The organism is Bacillus sp. UNC438CL73TsuS30, from assembly GCF_000482325.1.
Taxonomy (GTDB): Bacteria; Bacillota; Bacilli; order Bacillales; family Cytobacillaceae; genus Neobacillus.
In genome coordinates, this window is sequence record NZ_KI535298.1 from 80,773 (window position 1) to 100,716 (window position 19,944).

Consider the following 19,944-nt stretch of genomic DNA (forward strand, 5'->3'; position numbering starts at 1 on the left):
CAAGATAACCACCTATTTTTTCTCTACTAATTTTAATATAAACTTTTCCATAGGAAAAAGAAATCAATTTATTTTTGATTGACCTTGCATACTTCTATTCTAGACAGTTTATTGAATCCCCAACCGTTTAGAATTTCTTGCGTTAAAAGTTTGAAAAAAGAGACAAGTTTTCTAGCTCTGTCCCATAAACATGAATTAGGACAAATCTGTGGGGGGGTTTAGAAATGAGATTTTTCGTGTTTAAGAAAGAAACATTGTTATTCTTCTTAGCTGTTGGGTTTGTACTCGTAACAGTCTCTGCTTGGTTTATATTAAGGGCTGGAGATACAGCTGTGTTTAACCAGCAATTAAATGAAAAAATTCGTGAGATTCATATGGTAACGGTGGAATATAAAACACAAACAAAGGATGGTAAGGAATTAGAGGCATACCGCTGGGATCCCGGTACCATTGTTTTGGAAAAGGGTGAAAAGGCCGAGTTATATATAAATGGAATAAACGGGGAAGAACATCCATTTTATATTGAGGGCACCAGCATTAAAGGAACTGTAAAAAAAGGAGAAGAGACGGTGGTTCCACTCCAATTTGATAAAGAAGGAACCTACCGCTTAGTTTGTGAGGTCCATTCAGACAAGGCACATAATGGACCAATGATTGCAGATATTGTTGTGGATTAAAAAGCAGGAGATTATTCTCCTGCTTTTATTATTAAGTATATCCTTCTATATAACAGCCCCACAATTACCTTTTGATTATTCTAATACAGAAACTATTCCATTGATAAACAAAAACAGTTGAATTCCTCTTACAAAACCTTTATTCACAATATCTTAACAATTACCCCTTTTATTTGTGATATTTTTCACAAATGAGCTGTTATACTGAATGTAAGATATAAATATCAAATCTGTTATATGTTTCTTAAAAAATTAGAGGTGAAAAATCATGGAACAATGGCAAGGGTTTAACAAAGGTATTTGGACGAGTGAAGTAAATGTTCGAGATTTTATTTTGAAAAATTTCTCTCCATACAAGGGAGATGACTCATTTATAACCGGTGCTACTGAAGCAACCAAAAAACTTTGGGCACAAGTTATGGATCTTACCAAACAGGAACGTGAAAACGGCGGCGTCCTGGAAATGGATACCGAAACCGTTTCAACCATTACCTCTCATGGTCCTGGTTATCTTGATGAAGAACTCGAAAAAGTGGTTGGGGTTCAAACGGATAAACCATTCAATCGCTCCTTACAGCCATTTGGCGGGATTCGGATGGCAAAACAAGCCTGCGAATCATACGGTTATCAATTAAATCCCGAAATTGAAAGAATTTTTACTGATTATCGTAAAACCCATAATCAAGGTGTTTTTGATGCTTATACACCGGAAATGCTGCGTGCACGAAAAGCAGGAATTATTACCGGACTCCCAGATGCATACGGACGCGGGCGTATCATTGGGGACTATCGCCGTGTGGCTTTATATGGTGTTGATTTCTTGATCAAAGAAAAACAAAAGGATTATGGGCATACAAGCAGTGTGATGACAGAAGAAACGATTCGTTTACGAGAAGAGTTATCAGAGCAATATCGTGCCTTAAAGGAATTAAAAGAATTGGCGGCAAGCTATGGATTTGACATAAGCCAACCTGCTAAAAATGCAGCCGAGGCATTTCAATGGCTGTATTTCGGCTATTTAGCGGCTATTAAAGAGCAGAACGGTGCTGCAATGAGTCTTGGCCGCGTCTCAACCTTCCTCGATATTTATATTGAAAGAGATTTGGAGAATAGAATTTTAACAGAAACAGAAGCACAGGAACTAGTAGACCATTTTATTATGAAGCTTCGCCTAGTAAAATTTTCTCGCACACCAGATTATAATGAATTATTCAGCGGCGACCCTACATGGGTAACGGAGTCAATTGGTGGCATGGCACTGGATGGGCGTCCTTTGGTCACAAAAAACTCCTTCCGATTCCTAAATACATTAGATAATTTAGGTCCTGCACCGGAACCAAATTTAACTGTTTTATGGTCCGCCCAGCTACCGGAAAACTTTAAAAACTATTGTGCAAAGATGTCAATTAAAACGAGCTCCATTCAATATGAAAACGACGATATCATGCGTCCAGAATATGGCGATGACTATGGTATTGCCTGCTGTGTATCTGCAATGGAAATTGGCAAGCAAATGCAGTTTTTCGGGGCACGCGCTAACCTTGCCAAAGCCCTTCTCTATGCTATAAATGGGGGTATTGATGAAAAATTAAAAATTCAGGTTGGTCCTCAGTATCAGCCAATTAAAGCGAATGTATTAGATTATGAGGAAGTCATGCAAAAGTTTGATCAAATGATGGAATGGCTGGCAGGTTTATACATTAATACATTAAATATCATCCATTACATGCATGATAAATACAGCTATGAAAGAATTGAAATGGCCCTGCATGATACAAAGATTCTTCGGACAATGGCAACAGGTATTGCCGGTTTAAGTGTCGTAGCAGACTCTCTAAGTGCCATTAAATACGGCGAGGTAAAAGTAATCCGCGATGAAAATGGTATTGCCATTGATTTTGAAAACAATGGGGACTTTCCAAAATACGGGAACAATGATGATCGGGTTGACAGCATTGCGATTGAAATTGTTGAAAGCTTTATGAAAAAGCTTCGAAAGCACCACACTTACCGTGAATCTGTTCATACTTTGTCGATTTTAACGATTACCTCAAACGTTGTTTACGGTAAAAAAACAGGGAATACACCGGATGGACGCCGGACAGGAGAACCATTTGCACCAGGTGCAAACCCAATGCATGGTCGTGATACAAAAGGAACCCTAGCTTCCCTTTCTTCTGTCGCAAAACTGCCTTACAGCTATGCAATGGATGGAATTTCAAACACCTTTTCCATTGTTCCAAAGGCATTAGGAAAAGAGGAAGATGTAAGAGTTCGCAACCTTGTATCCATCCTGGATGGTTATATAATCAAATCCGGACATCATTTAAATGTTAACGTATTTAATCGGGAAACACTCATTGATGCGATGGAACATCCGGAACTATATCCACAGCTAACCATTCGGGTTTCCGGATATGCGGTTAACTTTATTAAATTAACAAAAGAGCAGCAGCTCGACGTCATTAACCGTACCTTCCACGAGTCACTTTAATCAAACATTGGAGCTCCCCTTAGGAGGGGCTCCTTCCTTAAAATGAAAGGGGAAAATAACCATGAACGGAAATATTCATTCAATCGAAACTTTAGGGACTGTCGACGGCCCTGGAATACGCTATGTCATTTTTACACAAGGGTGCCTGTTACGCTGCCAGTTTTGTCACAATGCCGATACATGGGAAATTGGCACGGGAAAACAAATTACAGTTTCTGAGGTGATTGATGACCTCATGAGTTACCTCCCTTTCATTCAAGCATCTGGCGGTGGGATTACCGTAAGCGGCGGGGAACCATTGCTGCAAATTCCTTTTCTTACAGAATTATTTAAGGAATGTCGGCGGATGGGAATCCATACCACAATAGACTCATCTGGGGGTTGCTTCTCACATTCTACGCATTTTATAGAGCAGCTCGAGGAGTTATTACAATATACAGACCTAATTTTACTTGATTTAAAACATATTAATCGAAAGAAACATATTCAATTAACCGGGATGGCGAATGACCATATTCTTGAATTTGCAAAGTTTTTATCTGAACGTAAGATACCAGTTTGGGTACGGCATGTCCTTGTTCCCTCAGTTACAGATGACCCAGAGGACCTTGAGCAGCTGGGAGAATTCATCGGCACTCTTGAAAATGTTAAAAAAATCGAGATTCTTCCTTATCATAAGCTTGGGGTATATAAATGGGAGGCATTGGGGCATGAGTATCCATTAAAAGGCATCGAACCGCCGTCAGAGGACAAGGTAAACCATGCTTATAAAATGCTTACAACAAATTGGATGGCCTAAACACCGAATCAGTTTGGATTCGGTGTTTTTTCTTACTAAATTGTGAACTCTCTTCTATGAGCATTTATTTTTGATAAAGTAATAGTATAGTACAAGCAGTGAAATATGCCGCACTATAGGGGTGACTCAATATGTACGAAGTTTTTAGTTCAATCAGCAGAGTTTTAAGCAGTCCGTTTCAAGTTTTATTTTATGAAACAAAACAAATTCCGCTGCTTGCTGCTTTTTTGCTGGGGTTAATTGGTGCCCTTGCTCCTTGTCAGCTTACCAGCAATATTAGCGCCATTACTTTTTACGGAAATAAAAGCCTGCAAACAAAGAAAACATGGGTGGAGGCACTCTTTTTTATATTTGGTAAAATTGTCGTATTTTCTACTTTAGGACTTTCCGTTTGGCTGATTGGTCAAGAATTCCAAACAGCGATTACCAGCTTCTTTGCCCTTTTCCGTAAATTAATTGGACCCTTTATTATCCTCTTAGGTTTATTTTTAATTGGAATGATCCAATTAAACTGGATTAACCGGCTCTTTTCCTCTATCCCCAATCAAAAGAGCGGAGGGATTTTCGGATCTTTCATAATGGGAGTCACTTTTTCTATTGCTTTTTGCCCAACCATGTTCATTTTGTTTTTCCTGACTCTGATGCCAATTGTGCTTAGTTCTAGTTACGGTGTAGTTCTCCCAAGTATTTTCGCTATCGGTACATCCCTTCCACTCCTTATCTTTATGTTTATGATTTGGTTTCTCGGGATGGATGGGGCAATTATGAAAAAAAGCCGACAATTTGGTTTAAGGGTACAGAAAACGGCCGGAGCCTTTCTACTCCTTCTAGGAATATTGGATACCATTACATATTGGATTTAAAAAGATGCGGAACCTGTCCGCATTTTTTAATGATTTTTTTCATCTAATTTTACTAAAAGGTCCATTACTTCAACTTCCTCCAAGTTTGCAATATCATTTGAAATGACTTCATCTTTATGAAGATGGCTTATGGCCTCATGTTCAGCATATAATGCCTGTCTCGATAATAAATTCCTCTGTTTTTCCTTTAATTCAGAATGAATTTTATATAATTCTTGAAGCTCGGTTTCAACTCGGGATTTTTTTCCTTGATATTCTGTCACCATTTCAGCTGAAACTGGTTCGGTTATGAATAACCTTCTTTTAACCCTGGTTATTTCTTCAATGGCTGAATCATAGCGATGAATTTTTGCAATCAAATGTTCATACTCCAATACCCCCCGTTCTTTAGGCTTAACACCTAAAACTGTAATCAAAGGTTTAACCGTCAGTCCCTGAACCACTAAGGAGAAAAGGACAACGAAAAACGTTAACACGAGCAATTCATCTCTACCCTTGAAACTGTAGGGAAGACTTAAAACAAGAGCAATGGAAAGAGAACCCTTTAGTCCTCCCCAATTAATAATATGCTTCCAAGCCCATGGGAAATCTTTATTAAAGATAAGACTTAAATAGACCGCAACACTTCTTGCGATTAAAACAATCAGAATCGCCCCAATAATTGTCCCCCATTTATTGCTTAAACCGATTCTTGTAATTTCGAGACCTACCATTAAAAACACGACTGAATTGGCTAATAAGGCGGCAACATCCCAAAAGTTTCCTATGTTTAATCTTGTTGTCGGAGACATGCCAATCCTGGCGCCAAAATTACCTAAAATAATAGCTGCTACAACAACGGCAATAACACCTGAACCATGCATACTTTCAGCCAATAAATAGGAACCGTAAAATAAAATGATACTAAAGATGATTTCAAGCGGATAATCATCATAAAACTTTGTTAAAATGGAGAATCCGTATCCCAGAGCACCTCCCACAATGAGCCCGAGAACAATGACCTTCACAAATATCCAGATCCCCATTCCTAAGCCTTCCCAGCCCAAATCCAGATAAGTTAATAAATAAAACCCTGAAATTTGATAAAGAACAACTGCCATACCATCATTAAACAAGCTTTCCCCTTCCACAATGATGGCTAATTTTTTATTGACCCCGACACTTTTAAAAATCGATAAAACGCTTACTGGGTCAGTAGCACTCATTAATGCGGCAAAAACAAAAGCAGCTTGTATCGACAAATTCAGTTGAAAGTAGGATGAAAACCCAACAACCAAATAAGATATTAACGTTGCCCCAAAGGCAAGAGCCAGTATAGGAAGCTTATTATTTTTTAACTGAGGAAAAGGGAGTTTTAGCGAAGCTTCCCCTAACAGTGCAGGTAAAAACAGGGTAACGATAACAAAATGAAAAACCTCCCCCTGTGTAATAAAGTTTTTTAATGATGCTAAGGAAGAAAAATCGGTAAGGCCAATCAATGCACCGACCAAAACTAATGCAATTGGATAGGGTTGTTTTAATTTCTTGGCAATGGCTGTTACGAAGGCAGCAAGCATGATGAGTACGAACCCAATGACAAAAATAGAATGTACATCTAATTCCTTCAAAAATAAAACTCCTTTTGTGCAAATGGATACAACAACTTTACTTTTCTCAATTTTTAATAAAAATAAACCGAAAACAGTTGAGGGTTGTTGATTCTCACAATCTATTATTCCTTCCACAATTCAGTATTTGATTATTTGCTAAAACTCCTTTATACTCTTATCATTGGCTTAAAAGTGAGGTGAAAATTTTTGTTCCAAATTCTAATCGATCATTCCGATATAAATACCCTTACAGCCCTCTATGTCAGCCTCTATTTAGGGATTTCATTAAAATTTCTGCTGGCTTGGAGTGTAAAATATTCCTTTATGGATTCCTTATCTAATCCTGCGGACACAAAAATTATTCACCCTATTTATTTTTATAAAGAAAAAAGTCGTTTAAATAGGAATTTTATTCTAATTAGAATTGTCAAATATATTCGTAGAAAAAAATGTTCACAGGATGATCCTGAAGATCCTGTTTCCTCTCTTTACTTATATACAATCTAACCACACTTTTTAGGAGGAAATATGAAAACAAAACGATCTTCACTATTATTGATTGCACTATTATCACTCACAACATTATTACTCTCAGCTTGTTCAAGTCAGGCTCAAAGTGGAAAGAGTACGGGCTTCTTCCATACTTACCTTGTACAGCCATTCGCTGTGGTCATTCATTCTGTCGCTGATTTTTTCAATGGTAATTATGGATTAGCCATTATTCTTGTTACCCTAATCATCCGGCTCATACTAATGCCATTAATGTTAAGACAATATAAAAATCAAATGGTCATGAAGGAAAAAATGGACGTGCTTAAGCCTGAAATGGATGCCATCCAGAAAAAAATGAAGGCTGAAACGGACCCGAAAAAGAAGCAGGAGCTTCAAGCAGAAATGATGGGTCTCTACCAAAAACATGGGGTCAATCCATTAAATATGGGCTGCTTGCCAATCGTTATTCAAATGCCAATTTTAACAGGATTTTATTATGCAATTCGTGGATCACAAGAAATTGCCCATCATAAGTTTTTATGGTTTAGCCTTGGTCATCCTGATATTGCGATTACGATTATTGCCGGTTTAATTTACTATTTTCAGTTTAAGGTTTCCCAATCCAATATGCCTACACAACAGCAACAGCAAATGAAATATATGGGATTACTTTCTCCGTTAATGATTGTAATGTTTTCGTTTCAAGCACCTGCTGCGCTACCGCTATATTGGGTAGTTGGGGGGACTTTCTTAATCATTCAAACCATGATCAGCCGAAAATTATATCAAAATCATAAAAAAGAAGAAGTAGCCGTTAAGCAAAAATAAAAGTAATAAAAAGGAAGCATCTTTTGACAGGTGCTTCCTTTTTATATTTCCTTTCCAATTAAAATCCCCAAAAAAGCAAGGATGATTCCGGCAAGATAACTGATGACTAAATAGCGTAAAAAAAGTTTATTTTTTTTACTTTTTAGGAGTCCGGAAAGTTCAAGCTTAAATGTTGAGAAAGTTGTAAATGCACCCATAAAACCTACACCAAGCAAACTATACACATGGCCTTTAATAGGAATTCCAACGATAAGTCCCAACAAAAAAGCACCGATTAAATTGACGGTTAAGGTTCCAATTGGGAATCCAGATTGGCTATGTTTTTGAAACGATTTGCTTATGATAAAGCGGCCAATGGCACCAAAAAATCCGCCAAGTGAGACAAAAAGTACTTCAGTCATTTTACTTTCCTCGTTTCATTACCAAAATCCTGCCCCATTTTTACAAATAAAAGACCGCCAAATAAACTAAGCAAAACATAGATCAATCCCTTAAAATAGGCCTCTGCTTCTATTAGGCGAACTGTTTCCAAGCAAAAAGTTGAAAAGGTAGTATAAGAACCCACCACTCCTGTTGAAAAAGCAGTAATAAAATAGGGGTGAAGCTTTTTGGATTGACCAAACCTGCTTGTAAACCACCCTAGCAGAAAAGCTCCAGTTAAATTAATCAAAAGGGTTCCAATTGGAAAACGTTCCCCCCAAATATTAATCGCTAGAAGGGATAAACCATATCGCAATAAACCTCCAATGATTCCACCCATTCCAACAAACAAATAGACCAAGTTTAAACACCTCGATAACCGAATAAAAAATCCATTTCATTTTAACATATCCAAGTTTTTCTTTCGTCATAACCCCTTGAATATTTTTATTTATAAATGGAATGCTATCCTTGAAACAACTTAGAAAAAGGAGTGTTTGGACAGCATGAAAAAGACTGTTTTCTTAATTGGTTCCCTTGTCTTTAGTCTTTATTTAACAGGGTGTGGTAAAAATAATGTCAATGACGATGTGGCAAATCGAAATCGAAATGTAAATGAACCAACCAGGGTAAATTATAATCCTCACGGTGGACCAGCAGTAACTGGTGTTGATAATTCTGATACAAGACTTAATCGAAATAACGTTACAGATGTCCGTAATGACAACGATAATCGTAATCGAATGAGCGTTGCTGACGATGCTGCAAACCGGGTTTCGGACCTTTCCGAAGTCGATTCAGCAACTGTAATTGCTTCAGACGATAATGCATATGTAGCTGTTAAATTGGCTGGAAATGATAAATTAACGAATAATCTTGAAGATAAAATCTCTGACAAAGTGAAGTCAGTAGATCATGATATCGACAATGTATATATATCCGCCAATCCAGATTTTTTTGGTCAAATGAATCAATGGGCTGGCGATATTCGCGATGGCAGACCGGTGACCGGCTTCTTTAAAGAATTTTCTGATTCAGTTCGACGCGTCTTCCCAGACTTAAAGGATTAATTAACTTCTGTTGCAAAAATGCCTGGCGATTGCCAGGCATTTCTAATTTTCAATCTGATTTCAGGCTGTGCCTATGTCTTAATTTCTTTATACTTCTTGGAAATATTCTTTGTAAAATCCGCCAACCTTACCGGTATTGTCAACGATGTAATAAAATTCTTCTGTTTCATTTTTTACATCATACTCTTTACCAGGAGTTAAAGCCCGATTAACAATATATTTTTTGGCATCCGTATGTACACATTTTACCTTTTTTAATGTTTCACGGTCACGCCATGTTAAATGGATCATTGCTGCCACCCTTTCCATTGTTGTCCACCTTCTAGTATAATCAATCACGGCGGGCATGCGCAACCATCTTAGTATTTTATTCGCCTTAATAATTACTTGGTCTGTTAATCTTAGTCGTTGATTTCCACTCCAGGCACTTCGCTTTCCGTGGGCGGTCTGGGGAGCCTCCTCGTCGCTTTGCTCCTGCGGGGTCTCCCCTACCCCGTACTCCCACAGGAGTCTTCGTGCCTTCCGCTCCAATCAACTTTGTTCTTTAACATAGCCAATTACTTAAGACGATCACCAAAAACGGTAATTGGCTCCCTCGCGATTGGTGGGTCTATTTCGACCTGAAAAGGTCGGTCTCCTTTTAATTTGTGAATGTTCGTTAAAATTTCACTATTCTTTTTATCATGGAAAACTAGGTCGGTTCTACCCACTTTTATTATATTTTTAGATTCTATTGGCATTCCCAACAATCGAGCCCAGTCAGCAACAACTTGCGCAACATTTGAAACAACAAAGGAAATGGATTTAACTGATTGATTTTCCTGCCTGGACGGTAGCATTCCGGATCGTTTTAGATCTTCCAATCTTTCTGGGTCACTCTGATTCCATTGAATGAAAAATGGATAGGGAAGCGGTCCGTCTTGCTGGATAAACAACATCTTCCATGAAATCTCTACTCCATCATTCCGCAGTCTTTTTCCTTCAAAAATTTCCGTTGAATGATATCCTTTCGTTTTTAAATCTTCCTTTAACCTGACAATATGACTCGTTCGGAAACAAATCTGGCCAAAACCTTCAAATCGTTTGCTGTCATTTAAGAGCTGCGATATTAACGGATTCTCTGATTGGTTTGCGCCCACTGGTTTTTCCACTGCTAAATATTCAATATACGATAATCCGAAATACAATAAGCTATTATAAGTACCCCAGTTTATATGACTTCCTCCACGAATAGCTTTTAGCCCATATTTCTCCCACTCATATACAGCTTCTTCTGGGTTACGATTTATAAAATGGACAATATGATCCAATTGTAACAACTCAATCATCTCCTTCCTATTGCTTGTCTTTATTTTAACGTGAACCGTATCGCGATTCTATTGAAATGCTTTTCATTAATTTGTTAAAAATTTTTATGAATAAGGGGTTTTCATTTTAAATGAAAACCATTACAATAATAAAAACTGAATATTCTATCCATTTTCCGAGGAGGCGTTTAAGGTGAAAATTATGAGTAACGAGCAGTTGGTTGTGTCATATCGGGATGCATTAAAGTCTGGTAAGGAAAAGGAATGGATTAAAATTTTGAAGGATGAAATTCAACGTCGTGGATTGAGACCGTTTAAGAAAAGCTGATTTCCTATTTAAAATGTAACAAACCGCCGAGAACACTCGGCGGTTTTCTAATCTAAAGTATTAACCTTCCAGAAGAAGTGATTCTGGATCTTCAATCATTTCCTTCACTTTGGCAAGGAAGCTTACAGCCTCTTTTCCATCGACAATCCGATGATCATAGGATAACGCAATATACATCATCGGGCGGTTCTCCATTTTATCTTTATCAATGGCAACCGGACGAAGCTTGATACTATGCATTCCCAAAATCCCTACTTGCGGGCCGTTTAAAATCGGAGTGGACATTAAGGAACCAAATACCCCGCCATTTGTAATCGTAAAGGTACCACCCTGCAGGTCATTCAATGCTAATTTATTATCTCTTGCCTTTTTCGCTAATTCAGAAATATTGCCTTCGATTTCAGCAAATGATTTACGATCAGCATCCCGAACTACAGGAACAATAAGTCCATCTTCAGTGGAAACAGCGACACCAATATCATAAAACTGTTTAATTAACAGTTCTTCTCCTTGAATTTCCGCATTAAGAAGCGGGAATTGTTTCAAAGCTCCTACTACAGCTTTTGTAAAGAAAGACATAAACCCAAGTCGAACATCGTGCTGCTCAAAGAACCGATCTTTCCTTCGCTTTCTCAAGTCCATGACGGCAGTCATATCAATTTCGTTAAAGGTTGTAAGCATTGCAGTTGATTGACTAACTTCCAACAAGCGCTTAGCAATTGTTTGTCTGCGTCTTGACATTTTTTCACGTAAAACTGGTTTTGACGGATCTTGTGCAACTGCCGGTGCAGCAGGCGCAGCTTTAGCAGCCGGTTTTCCTGCATTTGGCTGATAGGATGATACATCCTGTTTGCGAACCCGCCCTAGTGGATCAGCAGTTGGAACAGTCTGTAAATCAATCCCTTTTTCCCTTGCCAGCTTTCTTGCTGCCGGGGAAGCAATCGGGCGCTGCCCGTTCCCTTCTGTATTTTCTGAAACAGGTGCAGGGTTCGCATTCACGGACTGTGAAGACTCCATAACTGGTTGTTGAGCCTTCGGTTGTGCCGCAGCTTCCGGTTTCGGCTCTGAAGGTGCAGTTGTTTCGGCACCTGTAGCATTTTCATTTACGATTGCAATGGCTTCACCAACGTTAACCGTATCTCCCTCTTCAAATTTTTGTTCCGTTAAAACTCCTGCATAGTCTGAGATAATCTCCACATTTACCTTATCTGTTTCGAGTTCTACCAGGTATTCACCCTTGTCTACAAATTCACCAACATTTTTAAGCCATTTAGCAATTGTACCTTCACTAATGGATTCTGCTAATTCGGGAACTTTTATTTCAGCCATTGTTTAACCCTCCATCTTCTGCCCTCGTTAATGCTGCATTTATAATTTTAGATTGATAAAGCTTATGAACATTTGGATCTCCCTCTGCGGGGCTAGATCGTCTTCTCCGACCAATATACTGTACACGAACACCATTTGTGGCGATTTCATTTAATCGCGGTTCTACAAAATACCAGGCACCCATATTTTTTGGTTCCTCTTGTATCCAGAAAATCTCTTTTACATTTTTATATTGGTTAAAAATATTTTTTAAAATTTCTGTTGGGAACGGGTAAATTTCTTCTAAACGTAAAATTTGCAACCATTCATTATCTGGGTAATTTTTTAATTGCTCTGCTAAATCAATCGCAATTTTACCGCTGCAAAGTACAATTCGCTCTACTTTATCTTCTTTACCATCAAGGTTAAATTGTTCCATTACCGGTTTGAATTCACCTGTACTTAATTCGCTTGCCAGTGAAGAAACAAGTGGATTCCTCAATAAACTTTTTGGTGACATGATGACAAGCGGTCGAATCTCTTCTTTTAAAAGCAATGCTGCTTGTCTTCGTAACAAATGAAAATATTGTGCTGCACTTGTAAGGTTTGCAACCGTCCAGTTCTTTTCAGCAGCTAATTGTAAAAATCTTTCTACTCTACCACTGGAATGTTCAGGTCCCTGTCCTTCATATCCATGAGGCAATAATAAAACTAGGCCTGATTTCTGTCCCCATTTTGCTCTTCCCGCAGCGATAAACTGGTCGAACATTACCTGGGCTGCATTCGCAAAATCACCGTATTGTGCTTCCCAAATCACCAGTGCTTCCGGTGCGAAAATATTATAGCCATATTCGAAACCAACCACTGCCGCTTCTGTTAGTGGACTGTTATGAATGGCAAATGATGCTTTAGCATTTGAAATTTGGTGAAGCGGTGAAAAAGTCTTTCCAGTAACAGAATCATGCAAGACTAAATTACGGTGCGCAAATGTACCACGCTCGGAATCTTGACCCGTCATCCGGATAGGAGTACCTTCTTTTAAGATTGTTGCAAATGCTAATGTTTCAGCCAAAGCCCAGTCAACTTTGCCGTTCTCCTCAAATGCATCCACGCGTCGGTTTAGAATTTTCTCTAGTTTGTTAAATACTTTGAAATCCTTTGGCCATTGAAGTAGTTCGTGGTTAATTTGTTTTAGTTGATCAGCTGGAACACTTGTATTAATGATTGGCTCTTCTTCTAGGAAAACAGGAATCTCCGGCTCTTCTGTCTCATGTTCACCTTTATATTTTGAAACCTTATCATACGCAGCTTTAAGTTTTCCCTGGATTTCTGCCTCCATTTGTTTAAACTCTTCAGGCTTAAGAATTCCTGCTGCTTTGAGTTTATCTGCGTATAAGTCCTTAATAACTGGATGTTTATGAATTAATGTATACATTTGCGGACTTGTTGTCATCGGCTCATCCATTTCGTTATGTCCAAATCTTCTATATCCAACCAAGTCGATTAGGAAGTCTTTTTGAAATACTGAGCGATATTCAGCTGCTAATGCCGCAGCTTCAAGCACTGCTTCCGGATCATCACCATTTACATGTAAAATTGGAACTTCGAATCCTTTTGCCAAATCACTTGCATAACGGGTAGATCTGGAATCACGAGATTCGGTTGTAAATCCGATCGTGTTGTTCGATATGATGTGAATGGTTCCACCGGTTCGATATCCATTTAAACGGCTAAGATTTAAGGTTTCCGCTACAATACCTTCACCAGGAAATGCCGCATCCCCGTGAATTAAGATCGCAAGCGAGGCTTTTAAGTTTTCAACTGGATAGCCTGGTTCTTTTCGATTATCCTGTGCTGCTCTTGTATATCCTTCAACAACAGCTCCCACATATTCCAAATGGCTTGGATTATTGGCTAGTGTCACTTTTGCCTTTTTGGAATTTTCACCTGTAATTTGGCGATTTAAACCAAGATGATATTTCACATCTCCTGTCCAGCCAAAGTTGATTCCAATTGACCCTTCTGAAGGAACAAGTTCCTTATTCGGGGCATGCTGAAACTCAGCAAAAATCATTTCATACGGTTTTCCAAGGACATGTGCAAGCACATTCAGCCTGCCTCGGTGGGCCATTCCGATATTAATCGTTTCTGCACCATCAACCACAGCTTCTGAAATGATTTCATCAATCAATGGAACCATTGTATCCAAGCCTTCAATTGAAAATCTTTTTTGACCCACGAAGGTTTTATGAAGAAATTTTTCAAAAGCATCCACTTCAATTAACCGTTTAGTGATTTTTAACTTTTTCTCGTTTGTTAAATTGCTGTGGAGATTTCCTTTTTCGATTTTATCACGAAGCCAATTTTTTTCCTCGACATTATGTACGTGGTCATACTCATAAGCAATCGACTTTGTGTAGATTTCCTTTAACCAAAGGTAGGCATCATATGCCGTTTTAATTGCTACCGGTGGATTGGTTAACATAATGTTAGCCGGCATTGCTTTTAAATCTTCCACACTAAGCCCGTAATAAGCGGGATCAATTAATTCGACTTCCTCCCTTTTATTTCCTAAAGGATAAATACTAGCAGCAAGATGACCATATCCACGGATATTTTCCGCAAGCTTAACGGCTGCTAATATTTTTTCTGTTTGAACCGACCTTGTTTCAGGAACAACCTGAACATTATCCTGCAAAAGTGAAAAATCAGCTTCATTCATTTGCTCAAATAGCAATCTCATTTCCGGATCAATGGATTCGGGATTTTGTTGATAATTTTCAAATTGCTCAATAACATATCCAAGATTGGGGCCAAAAAAACTCTCCAAATAAGCTTTTTTGTCTACATTTGGTCTGTTCATTCTATATTCCCCTCCAATCAAAACCTAATTTTCATAGTCTTTATTACTATTGCCCATTCACAAAAAAAAACAGCGTCAAATAAAAAATCATTATAATATTTTTCCCCATGCAAATAGTAGTAACTTTGACTACTATAGCATTATAAACCTCTCTCGTCAGCTATTCAAAAGAAAAGGACCGAAAAATCGGCCCATTAGAAAAAATTTTTTAAACGGCAACAGGAAGAAGAATGTTTACCTTTGTTCCGACCCCTTCTTTACTTTCAATTGAAATAGCCCCATTATTTTTTTCAATCAACTGTTTCGCAATTGATAACCCTAATCCAGTGCCTCCATTTTCACGGCTCCGCGCCTTATCAATTCGGTAGAAACGATTAAACACCTCTGACACATGTTCGGACGGTATCCCGATTCCATGGTCAATAACGGATAATAAGACTTTTTTATCGATCCGATGACAGGAAACCTGAATGGTTCGATTATCCTTCGAATACTTAATGGAATTATCTAGTAATATGATTAACACTTGCTGCAAATGTTGTTCTGACAAAAGGACTTGCGGCAGTCCAGGTTCGAGTTCCATTATAAAATGGAAATCCGGATGTACGACCTCAAGATTTTTGACTACTCTTTGTATAACTACAGGGATATTTGCCTTCTCACCACTTAAACTTCGCTGGTTTCCTGCTCTTGTTAATTCAAGTAAATCCACAACAAGCTTTTTTAATCGCGCCAGCTCCTGAAGCGATGCCTGTAAGGATTCATCGAGAATAGCGGGGTCTTTTTTGCCCCAGCGATTTAATAAAGATAAATGCCCCTCTAAAATAGAAACAGGCGTCCTTAGTTCATGAGATGCATCCTCAACAAATTGTTTTTGTTGCAGGAAGGATGTTTCAATTTCATCCATCATTTCATTAAACACATTTGTAAGTTCTGTTAATTCATCTTTTTGTTTATATACTTCCATTCTCCCCTGAAACCCATTTTCTTTAATTCTTTTCATCGCACCTGTTAAATCACGGACAGGAGTCAGGAGCTGTCTAGCTAGGAAAAATCCACTGAGGGCACTAAATAAAATGGCTGCCATCCCAAAAATGGTCATTACCCAGAAAAAATGGTCCATCATTTTTTGATAGTTGTTTAATTGACGGACAATTTCAATGGTTCCTTCAAAATTGGAACCTTTTATCGGTGACCTCGCAACAATGGCTTCTTTTCCCTCAGCCGAAATTTTTTCAATTAAGGACGATTTGATTGGAGTCGGCTCCAAAACGGTGAAAGTACCATTCTTATCAGAAACGACTACTTCTCCTTTTTGATCATAGACCCGGATTAGTTGGTCCTTATCATTCATTTTTCGTAAAAAATCTCTACTATTTTTTATATCTTCACGAGTTAATGAGTCTGCTTTTTCCTTAAAATATGTTTTCAAATCAGTGATTGTCCGATTTACGGCAATTTCTTCTCGATTCATCATCCATTTTGAAACAGTATGATATTCCAAAAAACTAAATAAAAAGAAAGTAAAAAAAATAGCTGTAGAACCGCTTAGGACGAGCTTGTTTTGCCATGAAAGCCTATTCAAATAAAATTTAAGTTTTTTGATCATCTCATAACATATCCCGTACCGCGAACTGTTTGGATATAGCTTCCCTCATGATCATCATCAATTTTTGTACGTAAATATCGGACATAGACATCAACAACATTTGTTTCGACACCGGTATTATAGCCCCAAACCTTATTTAAAAGAACTTCCCTTGTCAAGACGATATTGATATTGCTCATAAAAATCACCAGCAAATCATATTCGCGTTTCGTCAAATTAATGACCTTATCCCCTTTCCTGACAACACAGGATTCGATTTCAACAGTGAGATCTTTGAAGGTTAAAATCGTTAAGCCAGCGGAAGTTAAGGCTTCCGTTCTTCTGAGCACAGACCTGAGACGTGCCAGCAGCTCTTCAATTGCAAAAGGTTTGATTAAATAATCATCTGCACCGCTGTCCAACCCGGAAACACGATCAAGGACACTGTCCCTCGCTGTAATCATAATAATCGGCAGGGTTTTATTTGTTTGCCTGATTCTGCGGCATACTTCTACTCCATTTAATTCAGGCAGCATTAAATCCAGCAGGATGGCATCCCAATTTTCAGACAAAGCGGCCTGCAAACCGCTTCGTCCGTCAGAACAAACCATGGTTTCATAACCCTCATACTTTAATTCAAGCTCGATAAACCTTGATAAATTTTTTTCATCTTCAATGATTAAAATTCTTGGCATCTATTCCACGCTCGCATATAAAATTTGACATATTACTATTATTTTAACTGATGTTTATCTTGAAGAAAATTCATGACTGCATGCACAATCTCAATTGATTGGAAAGACATGAGGGAAAGTGCGCTTAAAGAAAAGAATCCTACAATTAATAGTCGTACCCACATGTTACACCCCTCCTTTTTAATCGAATTAACGAATGAATGATCACTGGCAGGAATGGTCAATAGTCAATACGCTAATAAATGGAACATCTATCCATATCATACCTTTAGAAATTTAAAGCATAATGAAAGGAAAATGAGAATTTGCTAATAAAATAATCATTCCCTCTATAAATAACAGAAAAACACATGCCTTTATAGCATGTGCAATAGTGGGAACTCTCATTTTGGTTTAGCGGCTACTTAGCAGCATAACTAACCGCCAAAGCAAGAATGATATAAATTGTACCGATCAAATTGTTAAGTCCCCAATTCTTATCCATACAAGTTCATCATAAAGCAGCAAATAGAAGGTTTGATGAAAAAAACATTAAGATTAGATTAGAAAAGAGGCTCCATCGCTTTCTTTCCATTTAAGGTGAGAGTATCAAGATGAGCGATGATCCTATCCACTGCTTCGTCCGGATTTTCAGCGGGAATATCGATAAAATCTCCTTCATATTCATAACGCTTATGGTCATACCTTGGATCATAATAATGTTCTAATAAAGCTTGAATTAATTTCGGATAATCATATTTTTTTAAAGCATCGATAAGTCCATTTTTAGTATCTGCATTCGTCACACGACGTAGTACTTTATCAAGACCTTCTTGAATCTTTTCATCGTACCATGGTTCATCTTTATATGGAGTAACATACTCGTCGATCAAGAGATTTATCCTCTGTTCGATTGGAGAATGAATATAAAAATTGATACCTTGACGTTTTTTCTCCATTAATTCTTCGGGTTGTACCGCTTTTCCAATTCGTTTGCTTTCGGCCTCAATTAAGAAATACGAAGACCCTTTTATTTCCGTTAGCCCTTTATAAAGCAACGAATCAAATGTTTTTTGATTATGCCCATCACTAAGTCCAATCGTTCCGAAAATGGAACCGCGATGCCCCGCCATTTCTTCAAGGTCAAGTACTGGATAACCTTTCCTGTTTAAATTTTTTAGAATGACGGTTTTACCGACTCCGGTTAATCCATGTAAAACAACTGCTTTTTCAGGAAACATCGTTGGGATTTGACTGAGAATAAATTGGCGATATGCTTTATAGCCACCGACTAATCGCCAAGAGTAAATTCCTGAAAACTCCAAAAAAGTGACAACAGCATTGCTGCGCATTCCACCTCGCCAGCAGTTAATGATTAATTCATCACCGTTCGAAGCTAAATCCTTTATTTTGTGAAGCATTTCGGGGATTTTGGGAGAAACGAATTCCATTGCTCTCCATTTTGCGGCTGCCTGTCCTTCGTGCTTATAAACAGTACCGATAACAGCCCGCTCTTCATCCGTAAATAACGGGACATTAATCGCTCCTGGAATAGCACCATCCTTAAATTCAATTGGTGAGCGGACATCAATGATGACAGGATTTTTTAATTTAGAAAAGTCTTCAGCATGAATTTCCTTCATTTATTTCCACTCCTTTATTTTAAATTCCTATTTGAAAAACATACGGTAAATAAAAACAAACTTCCAGGTTTGGAAGTTTTCGGGCGCATAGCCTTTGCAGTTAAATAATATCGGATACCTACTTATTATATATAATTCATATAACACAATCAAGGTAACGGTAATTACTGTTAATTTCTCATAAGAAAAGTCTACTCCGTAGAGCAGACTTTTAAACTAGATTTTAGATTCAATTTTTAATACGGACATAAGCTTTTCTAATTCTGCCAAGTTGTTTTGATTTAACAAATCAACAATTTTACTACCGACAATCACTCCATCGCAGTATGGTGTAATTTCTTTTATTTGCGCTTCATTTGATATACCAAATCCAGCTAGAACAGGGATTGGACTGTTTTCCTTGATCGTTTGTAAGAACTGATTCAAATCTTGATTGTACTCATTTCTTGTTCCAGTTATCCCTTTTACCGTTACGGCATATAAGAAGCCGTTGCCTTTTGAGGAGATGGCCTTTATCCGTTCAATTGGAGTGGTTAACGTAACAAGCCGAATCAGTTCAATTTTAGCGTCCTCTAAATAGGGCTCAATGATTTCTTCTTCCTCTACAGGTAAATCAGGAATAATACATCCGTCCACCCCTGCCACTTTAACATCCGCTACAAACTTAGCTATTCCATAAGCGTAGATTGGATTTAAGTAGGACATCATAACAATAGGAACTGTAATCTGTGCTCTTGCTTTGGCAATCTCTGCAATGATCCCCTTTAATGTCGTGCCATTTGCTAGTGCTCTAAGCCCGGCCTGCTGAATCGTCGGACCATCTGCAACAGGATCGGAAAAAGGAACTCCTACTTCAATTGCCGTAGCACCCAATTTTTCTAGGGTAATAAGGCGGTCACTAAGGACCTCCAAGCCGCCGTCCCCTGCCATTATATAAGGAACAAACGCTTTCCTTTTCTGCTTGTTTAATTCATTAAATGATTGTGTAATTCGATTCATTT

At 38.1% G+C, this 19,944-nt stretch carries 19 protein-coding genes; 7 read left to right on the top strand and 12 right to left on the bottom strand.

Annotated elements, in window-relative coordinates:
• Window positions 1-224 precede the first annotated feature (224 nt).
• From M028_RS0126480 to M028_RS0126495, 4 genes are all read left to right on the top strand, one after another.
• Window positions 225-677 (top strand): cupredoxin domain-containing protein, encoded by a 453-nt coding sequence (locus tag M028_RS0126480; RefSeq protein ID WP_026576541.1) that lies wholly within the window; start codon window positions 225-227, stop codon window positions 675-677.
• Between the two features lie 268 nt (window positions 678-945).
• Window positions 946-3,171 carry a formate C-acetyltransferase gene (gene pflB / locus M028_RS0126485; protein ID WP_026576542.1) on the top strand — a complete coding sequence of 742 codons (2,226 nt, stop codon included), beginning with the start codon at window positions 946-948 and terminating at the stop codon, window positions 3,169-3,171.
• Window positions 3,172-3,232: 61 nt separating this feature from the next.
• Window positions 3,233-3,970 carry a pyruvate formate-lyase-activating protein gene (gene pflA / locus M028_RS0126490; RefSeq protein WP_026576543.1) on the top strand — a complete coding sequence of 246 codons (738 nt, stop codon included), beginning with the start codon at window positions 3,233-3,235 and terminating at the stop codon, window positions 3,968-3,970.
• A 131-nt stretch (window positions 3,971-4,101) separates the two neighbouring features.
• Window positions 4,102-4,833 carry an urease accessory protein UreH domain-containing protein gene (locus M028_RS0126495; RefSeq protein WP_026576544.1) on the top strand — a complete coding sequence of 244 codons (732 nt, stop codon included), beginning with the start codon at window positions 4,102-4,104 and terminating at the stop codon, window positions 4,831-4,833.
• A gap of 26 nt (window positions 4,834-4,859) precedes the next feature.
• On the opposite strand, the gene M028_RS0126500 is transcribed toward M028_RS0126495, so the two are convergent.
• Window positions 4,860-6,440, bottom strand: a complete 1,581-nt coding sequence (locus M028_RS0126500; RefSeq protein WP_026576545.1) for a cation:proton antiporter — start codon at window positions 6,438-6,440, stop codon at window positions 4,860-4,862.
• Window positions 6,441-6,950: 510 nt separating this feature from the next.
• On the opposite strand from M028_RS0126500, the gene yidC reads away from it, so the two are divergent.
• Window positions 6,951-7,742 (top strand): membrane protein insertase YidC, encoded by a 792-nt coding sequence (gene yidC / locus M028_RS0126510; RefSeq protein WP_026576547.1) that lies wholly within the window; start codon window positions 6,951-6,953, stop codon window positions 7,740-7,742.
• Between the two features lie 41 nt (window positions 7,743-7,783).
• Here yidC and crcB (M028_RS0126515) read toward each other — a convergent pair whose 3' ends face one another.
• Both crcB (M028_RS0126515) and crcB (M028_RS0126520) read right to left on the bottom strand, forming a co-directional pair.
• Complete coding sequence (gene crcB / locus M028_RS0126515) at window positions 7,784-8,143, bottom strand: fluoride efflux transporter CrcB (protein WP_026576548.1); 360 nt, start codon at window positions 8,141-8,143, stop codon at window positions 7,784-7,786.
• Window positions 8,140-8,523, bottom strand: coding sequence for a fluoride efflux transporter CrcB (gene crcB, locus M028_RS0126520; RefSeq protein ID WP_026576549.1), 384 nt, complete (start codon window positions 8,521-8,523; stop codon window positions 8,140-8,142). The genes crcB (M028_RS0126515) and crcB (M028_RS0126520) overlap by 4 nt, the downstream gene beginning before the upstream one ends.
• 145 nt (window positions 8,524-8,668) lie before the next feature.
• Between crcB (M028_RS0126520) and M028_RS0126525 the strand changes: the two genes are divergently transcribed.
• Window positions 8,669-9,232: a YhcN/YlaJ family sporulation lipoprotein gene (locus M028_RS0126525; protein ID WP_026576550.1), complete on the top strand. Its 564-nt coding sequence runs from the start codon at window positions 8,669-8,671 to the stop codon at window positions 9,230-9,232.
• Between the two features lie 87 nt (window positions 9,233-9,319).
• Here M028_RS0126525 and M028_RS0126530 read toward each other — a convergent pair whose 3' ends face one another.
• Window positions 9,320-9,523: a DUF6501 family protein gene (locus M028_RS0126530; protein WP_026576551.1), complete on the bottom strand. Its 204-nt coding sequence runs from the start codon at window positions 9,521-9,523 to the stop codon at window positions 9,320-9,322.
• Window positions 9,524-9,789: 266 nt separating this feature from the next.
• Complete coding sequence (locus tag M028_RS0126535; protein ID WP_026576552.1) at window positions 9,790-10,551, bottom strand: VOC family protein; 762 nt, start codon at window positions 10,549-10,551, stop codon at window positions 9,790-9,792.
• Window positions 10,552-10,741: 190 nt separating this feature from the next.
• On the opposite strand from M028_RS0126535, the gene sda reads away from it, so the two are divergent.
• Window positions 10,742-10,867, top strand: a complete 126-nt coding sequence (sda, locus tag M028_RS0126540; protein ID WP_371261560.1) for a sporulation histidine kinase inhibitor Sda — start codon at window positions 10,742-10,744, stop codon at window positions 10,865-10,867.
• A 60-nt stretch (window positions 10,868-10,927) separates the two neighbouring features.
• On the opposite strand, the gene odhB is transcribed toward sda, so the two are convergent.
• The 7 genes from odhB to trpA all read right to left on the bottom strand — a co-directional run bounded on the left by odhB (window position 10,928) and on the right by trpA (window position 19,942).
• A complete protein-coding gene (gene odhB / locus M028_RS0126545) occupies window positions 10,928-12,196 on the bottom strand; it encodes a 2-oxoglutarate dehydrogenase complex dihydrolipoyllysine-residue succinyltransferase (protein ID WP_026576554.1) in 1,269 nt (422 codons plus the stop codon).
• The gene (locus tag M028_RS0126550) at window positions 12,189-15,038 is read right to left on the bottom strand and encodes a 2-oxoglutarate dehydrogenase E1 component (RefSeq protein WP_026576555.1); all 2,850 of its coding nucleotides are present in this window, start codon (window positions 15,036-15,038) and stop codon (window positions 12,189-12,191) included. Before M028_RS0126550 ends, odhB begins: the two co-directional genes overlap by 8 nt.
• Before the next feature lie 208 nt (window positions 15,039-15,246).
• Entirely contained in the window at window positions 15,247-16,647 is a 1,401-nt protein-coding gene (locus M028_RS0126555; RefSeq protein WP_026576556.1) for a HAMP domain-containing sensor histidine kinase, read from the bottom strand.
• The gene (locus M028_RS0126560; RefSeq protein WP_026576557.1) at window positions 16,644-17,321 is read right to left on the bottom strand and encodes a response regulator transcription factor; all 678 of its coding nucleotides are present in this window, start codon (window positions 17,319-17,321) and stop codon (window positions 16,644-16,646) included. The genes M028_RS0126555 and M028_RS0126560 overlap by 4 nt, the downstream gene beginning before the upstream one ends.
• Before the next feature lie 38 nt (window positions 17,322-17,359).
• On the bottom strand, window positions 17,360-17,485 hold the full coding sequence (locus tag M028_RS33935) for a hypothetical protein (protein ID WP_268884128.1): 126 nt from the start codon (window positions 17,483-17,485) through the stop codon (window positions 17,360-17,362).
• 378 nt (window positions 17,486-17,863) lie between these two features.
• Window positions 17,864-18,943, bottom strand: a complete 1,080-nt coding sequence (gene mnmH, locus M028_RS31155) for a tRNA 2-selenouridine(34) synthase MnmH (RefSeq protein WP_051591271.1) — start codon at window positions 18,941-18,943, stop codon at window positions 17,864-17,866.
• Between the two features lie 216 nt (window positions 18,944-19,159).
• Window positions 19,160-19,942 carry a tryptophan synthase subunit alpha gene (gene trpA / locus M028_RS0126575; protein WP_026576558.1) on the bottom strand — a complete coding sequence of 261 codons (783 nt, stop codon included), beginning with the start codon at window positions 19,940-19,942 and terminating at the stop codon, window positions 19,160-19,162.
• Between the last annotated feature and the right edge of the window lie 2 nt (window positions 19,943-19,944).

Coding starts and splice junctions, on each gene's coding strand:
- M028_RS0126480 (WP_026576541.1), top strand. CDS start 225: ATGAGATTTTTCGTGTTTAAGAAAGAAACATTGTTATTCTTCTTAGCT.
- pflB (WP_026576542.1), top strand. CDS start 946: ATGGAACAATGGCAAGGGTTTAACAAAGGTATTTGGACGAGTGAAGTA.
- pflA (WP_026576543.1), top strand. CDS start 3,233: ATGAACGGAAATATTCATTCAATCGAAACTTTAGGGACTGTCGACGGC.
- M028_RS0126495 (WP_026576544.1), top strand. CDS start 4,102: ATGTACGAAGTTTTTAGTTCAATCAGCAGAGTTTTAAGCAGTCCGTTT.
- yidC (WP_026576547.1), top strand. CDS start 6,951: ATGAAAACAAAACGATCTTCACTATTATTGATTGCACTATTATCACTC.
- crcB (WP_026576548.1), bottom strand. CDS start 8,143: ATGACTGAAGTACTTTTTGTCTCACTTGGCGGATTTTTTGGTGCCATT.
- M028_RS0126525 (WP_026576550.1), top strand. CDS start 8,669: ATGAAAAAGACTGTTTTCTTAATTGGTTCCCTTGTCTTTAGTCTTTAT.
- M028_RS0126530 (WP_026576551.1), bottom strand. CDS start 9,523: ATGATCCATTTAACATGGCGTGACCGTGAAACATTAAAAAAGGTAAAA.
- sda (WP_371261560.1), top strand. CDS start 10,742: ATGAGTAACGAGCAGTTGGTTGTGTCATATCGGGATGCATTAAAGTCT.
- odhB (WP_026576554.1), bottom strand. CDS start 12,196: ATGGCTGAAATAAAAGTTCCCGAATTAGCAGAATCCATTAGTGAAGGT.
- M028_RS0126550 (WP_026576555.1), bottom strand. CDS start 15,038: ATGAACAGACCAAATGTAGACAAAAAAGCTTATTTGGAGAGTTTTTTT.
- M028_RS0126555 (WP_026576556.1), bottom strand. CDS start 16,647: ATGATCAAAAAACTTAAATTTTATTTGAATAGGCTTTCATGGCAAAAC.
- M028_RS0126560 (WP_026576557.1), bottom strand. CDS start 17,321: ATGCCAAGAATTTTAATCATTGAAGATGAAAAAAATTTATCAAGGTTT.
- M028_RS33935 (WP_268884128.1), bottom strand. CDS start 17,485: ATGTGGGTACGACTATTAATTGTAGGATTCTTTTCTTTAAGCGCACTT.
- mnmH (WP_051591271.1), bottom strand. CDS start 18,943: ATGAAGGAAATTCATGCTGAAGACTTTTCTAAATTAAAAAATCCTGTC.
- trpA (WP_026576558.1), bottom strand. CDS start 19,942: ATGAATCGAATTACACAATCATTTAATGAATTAAACAAGCAGAAAAGG.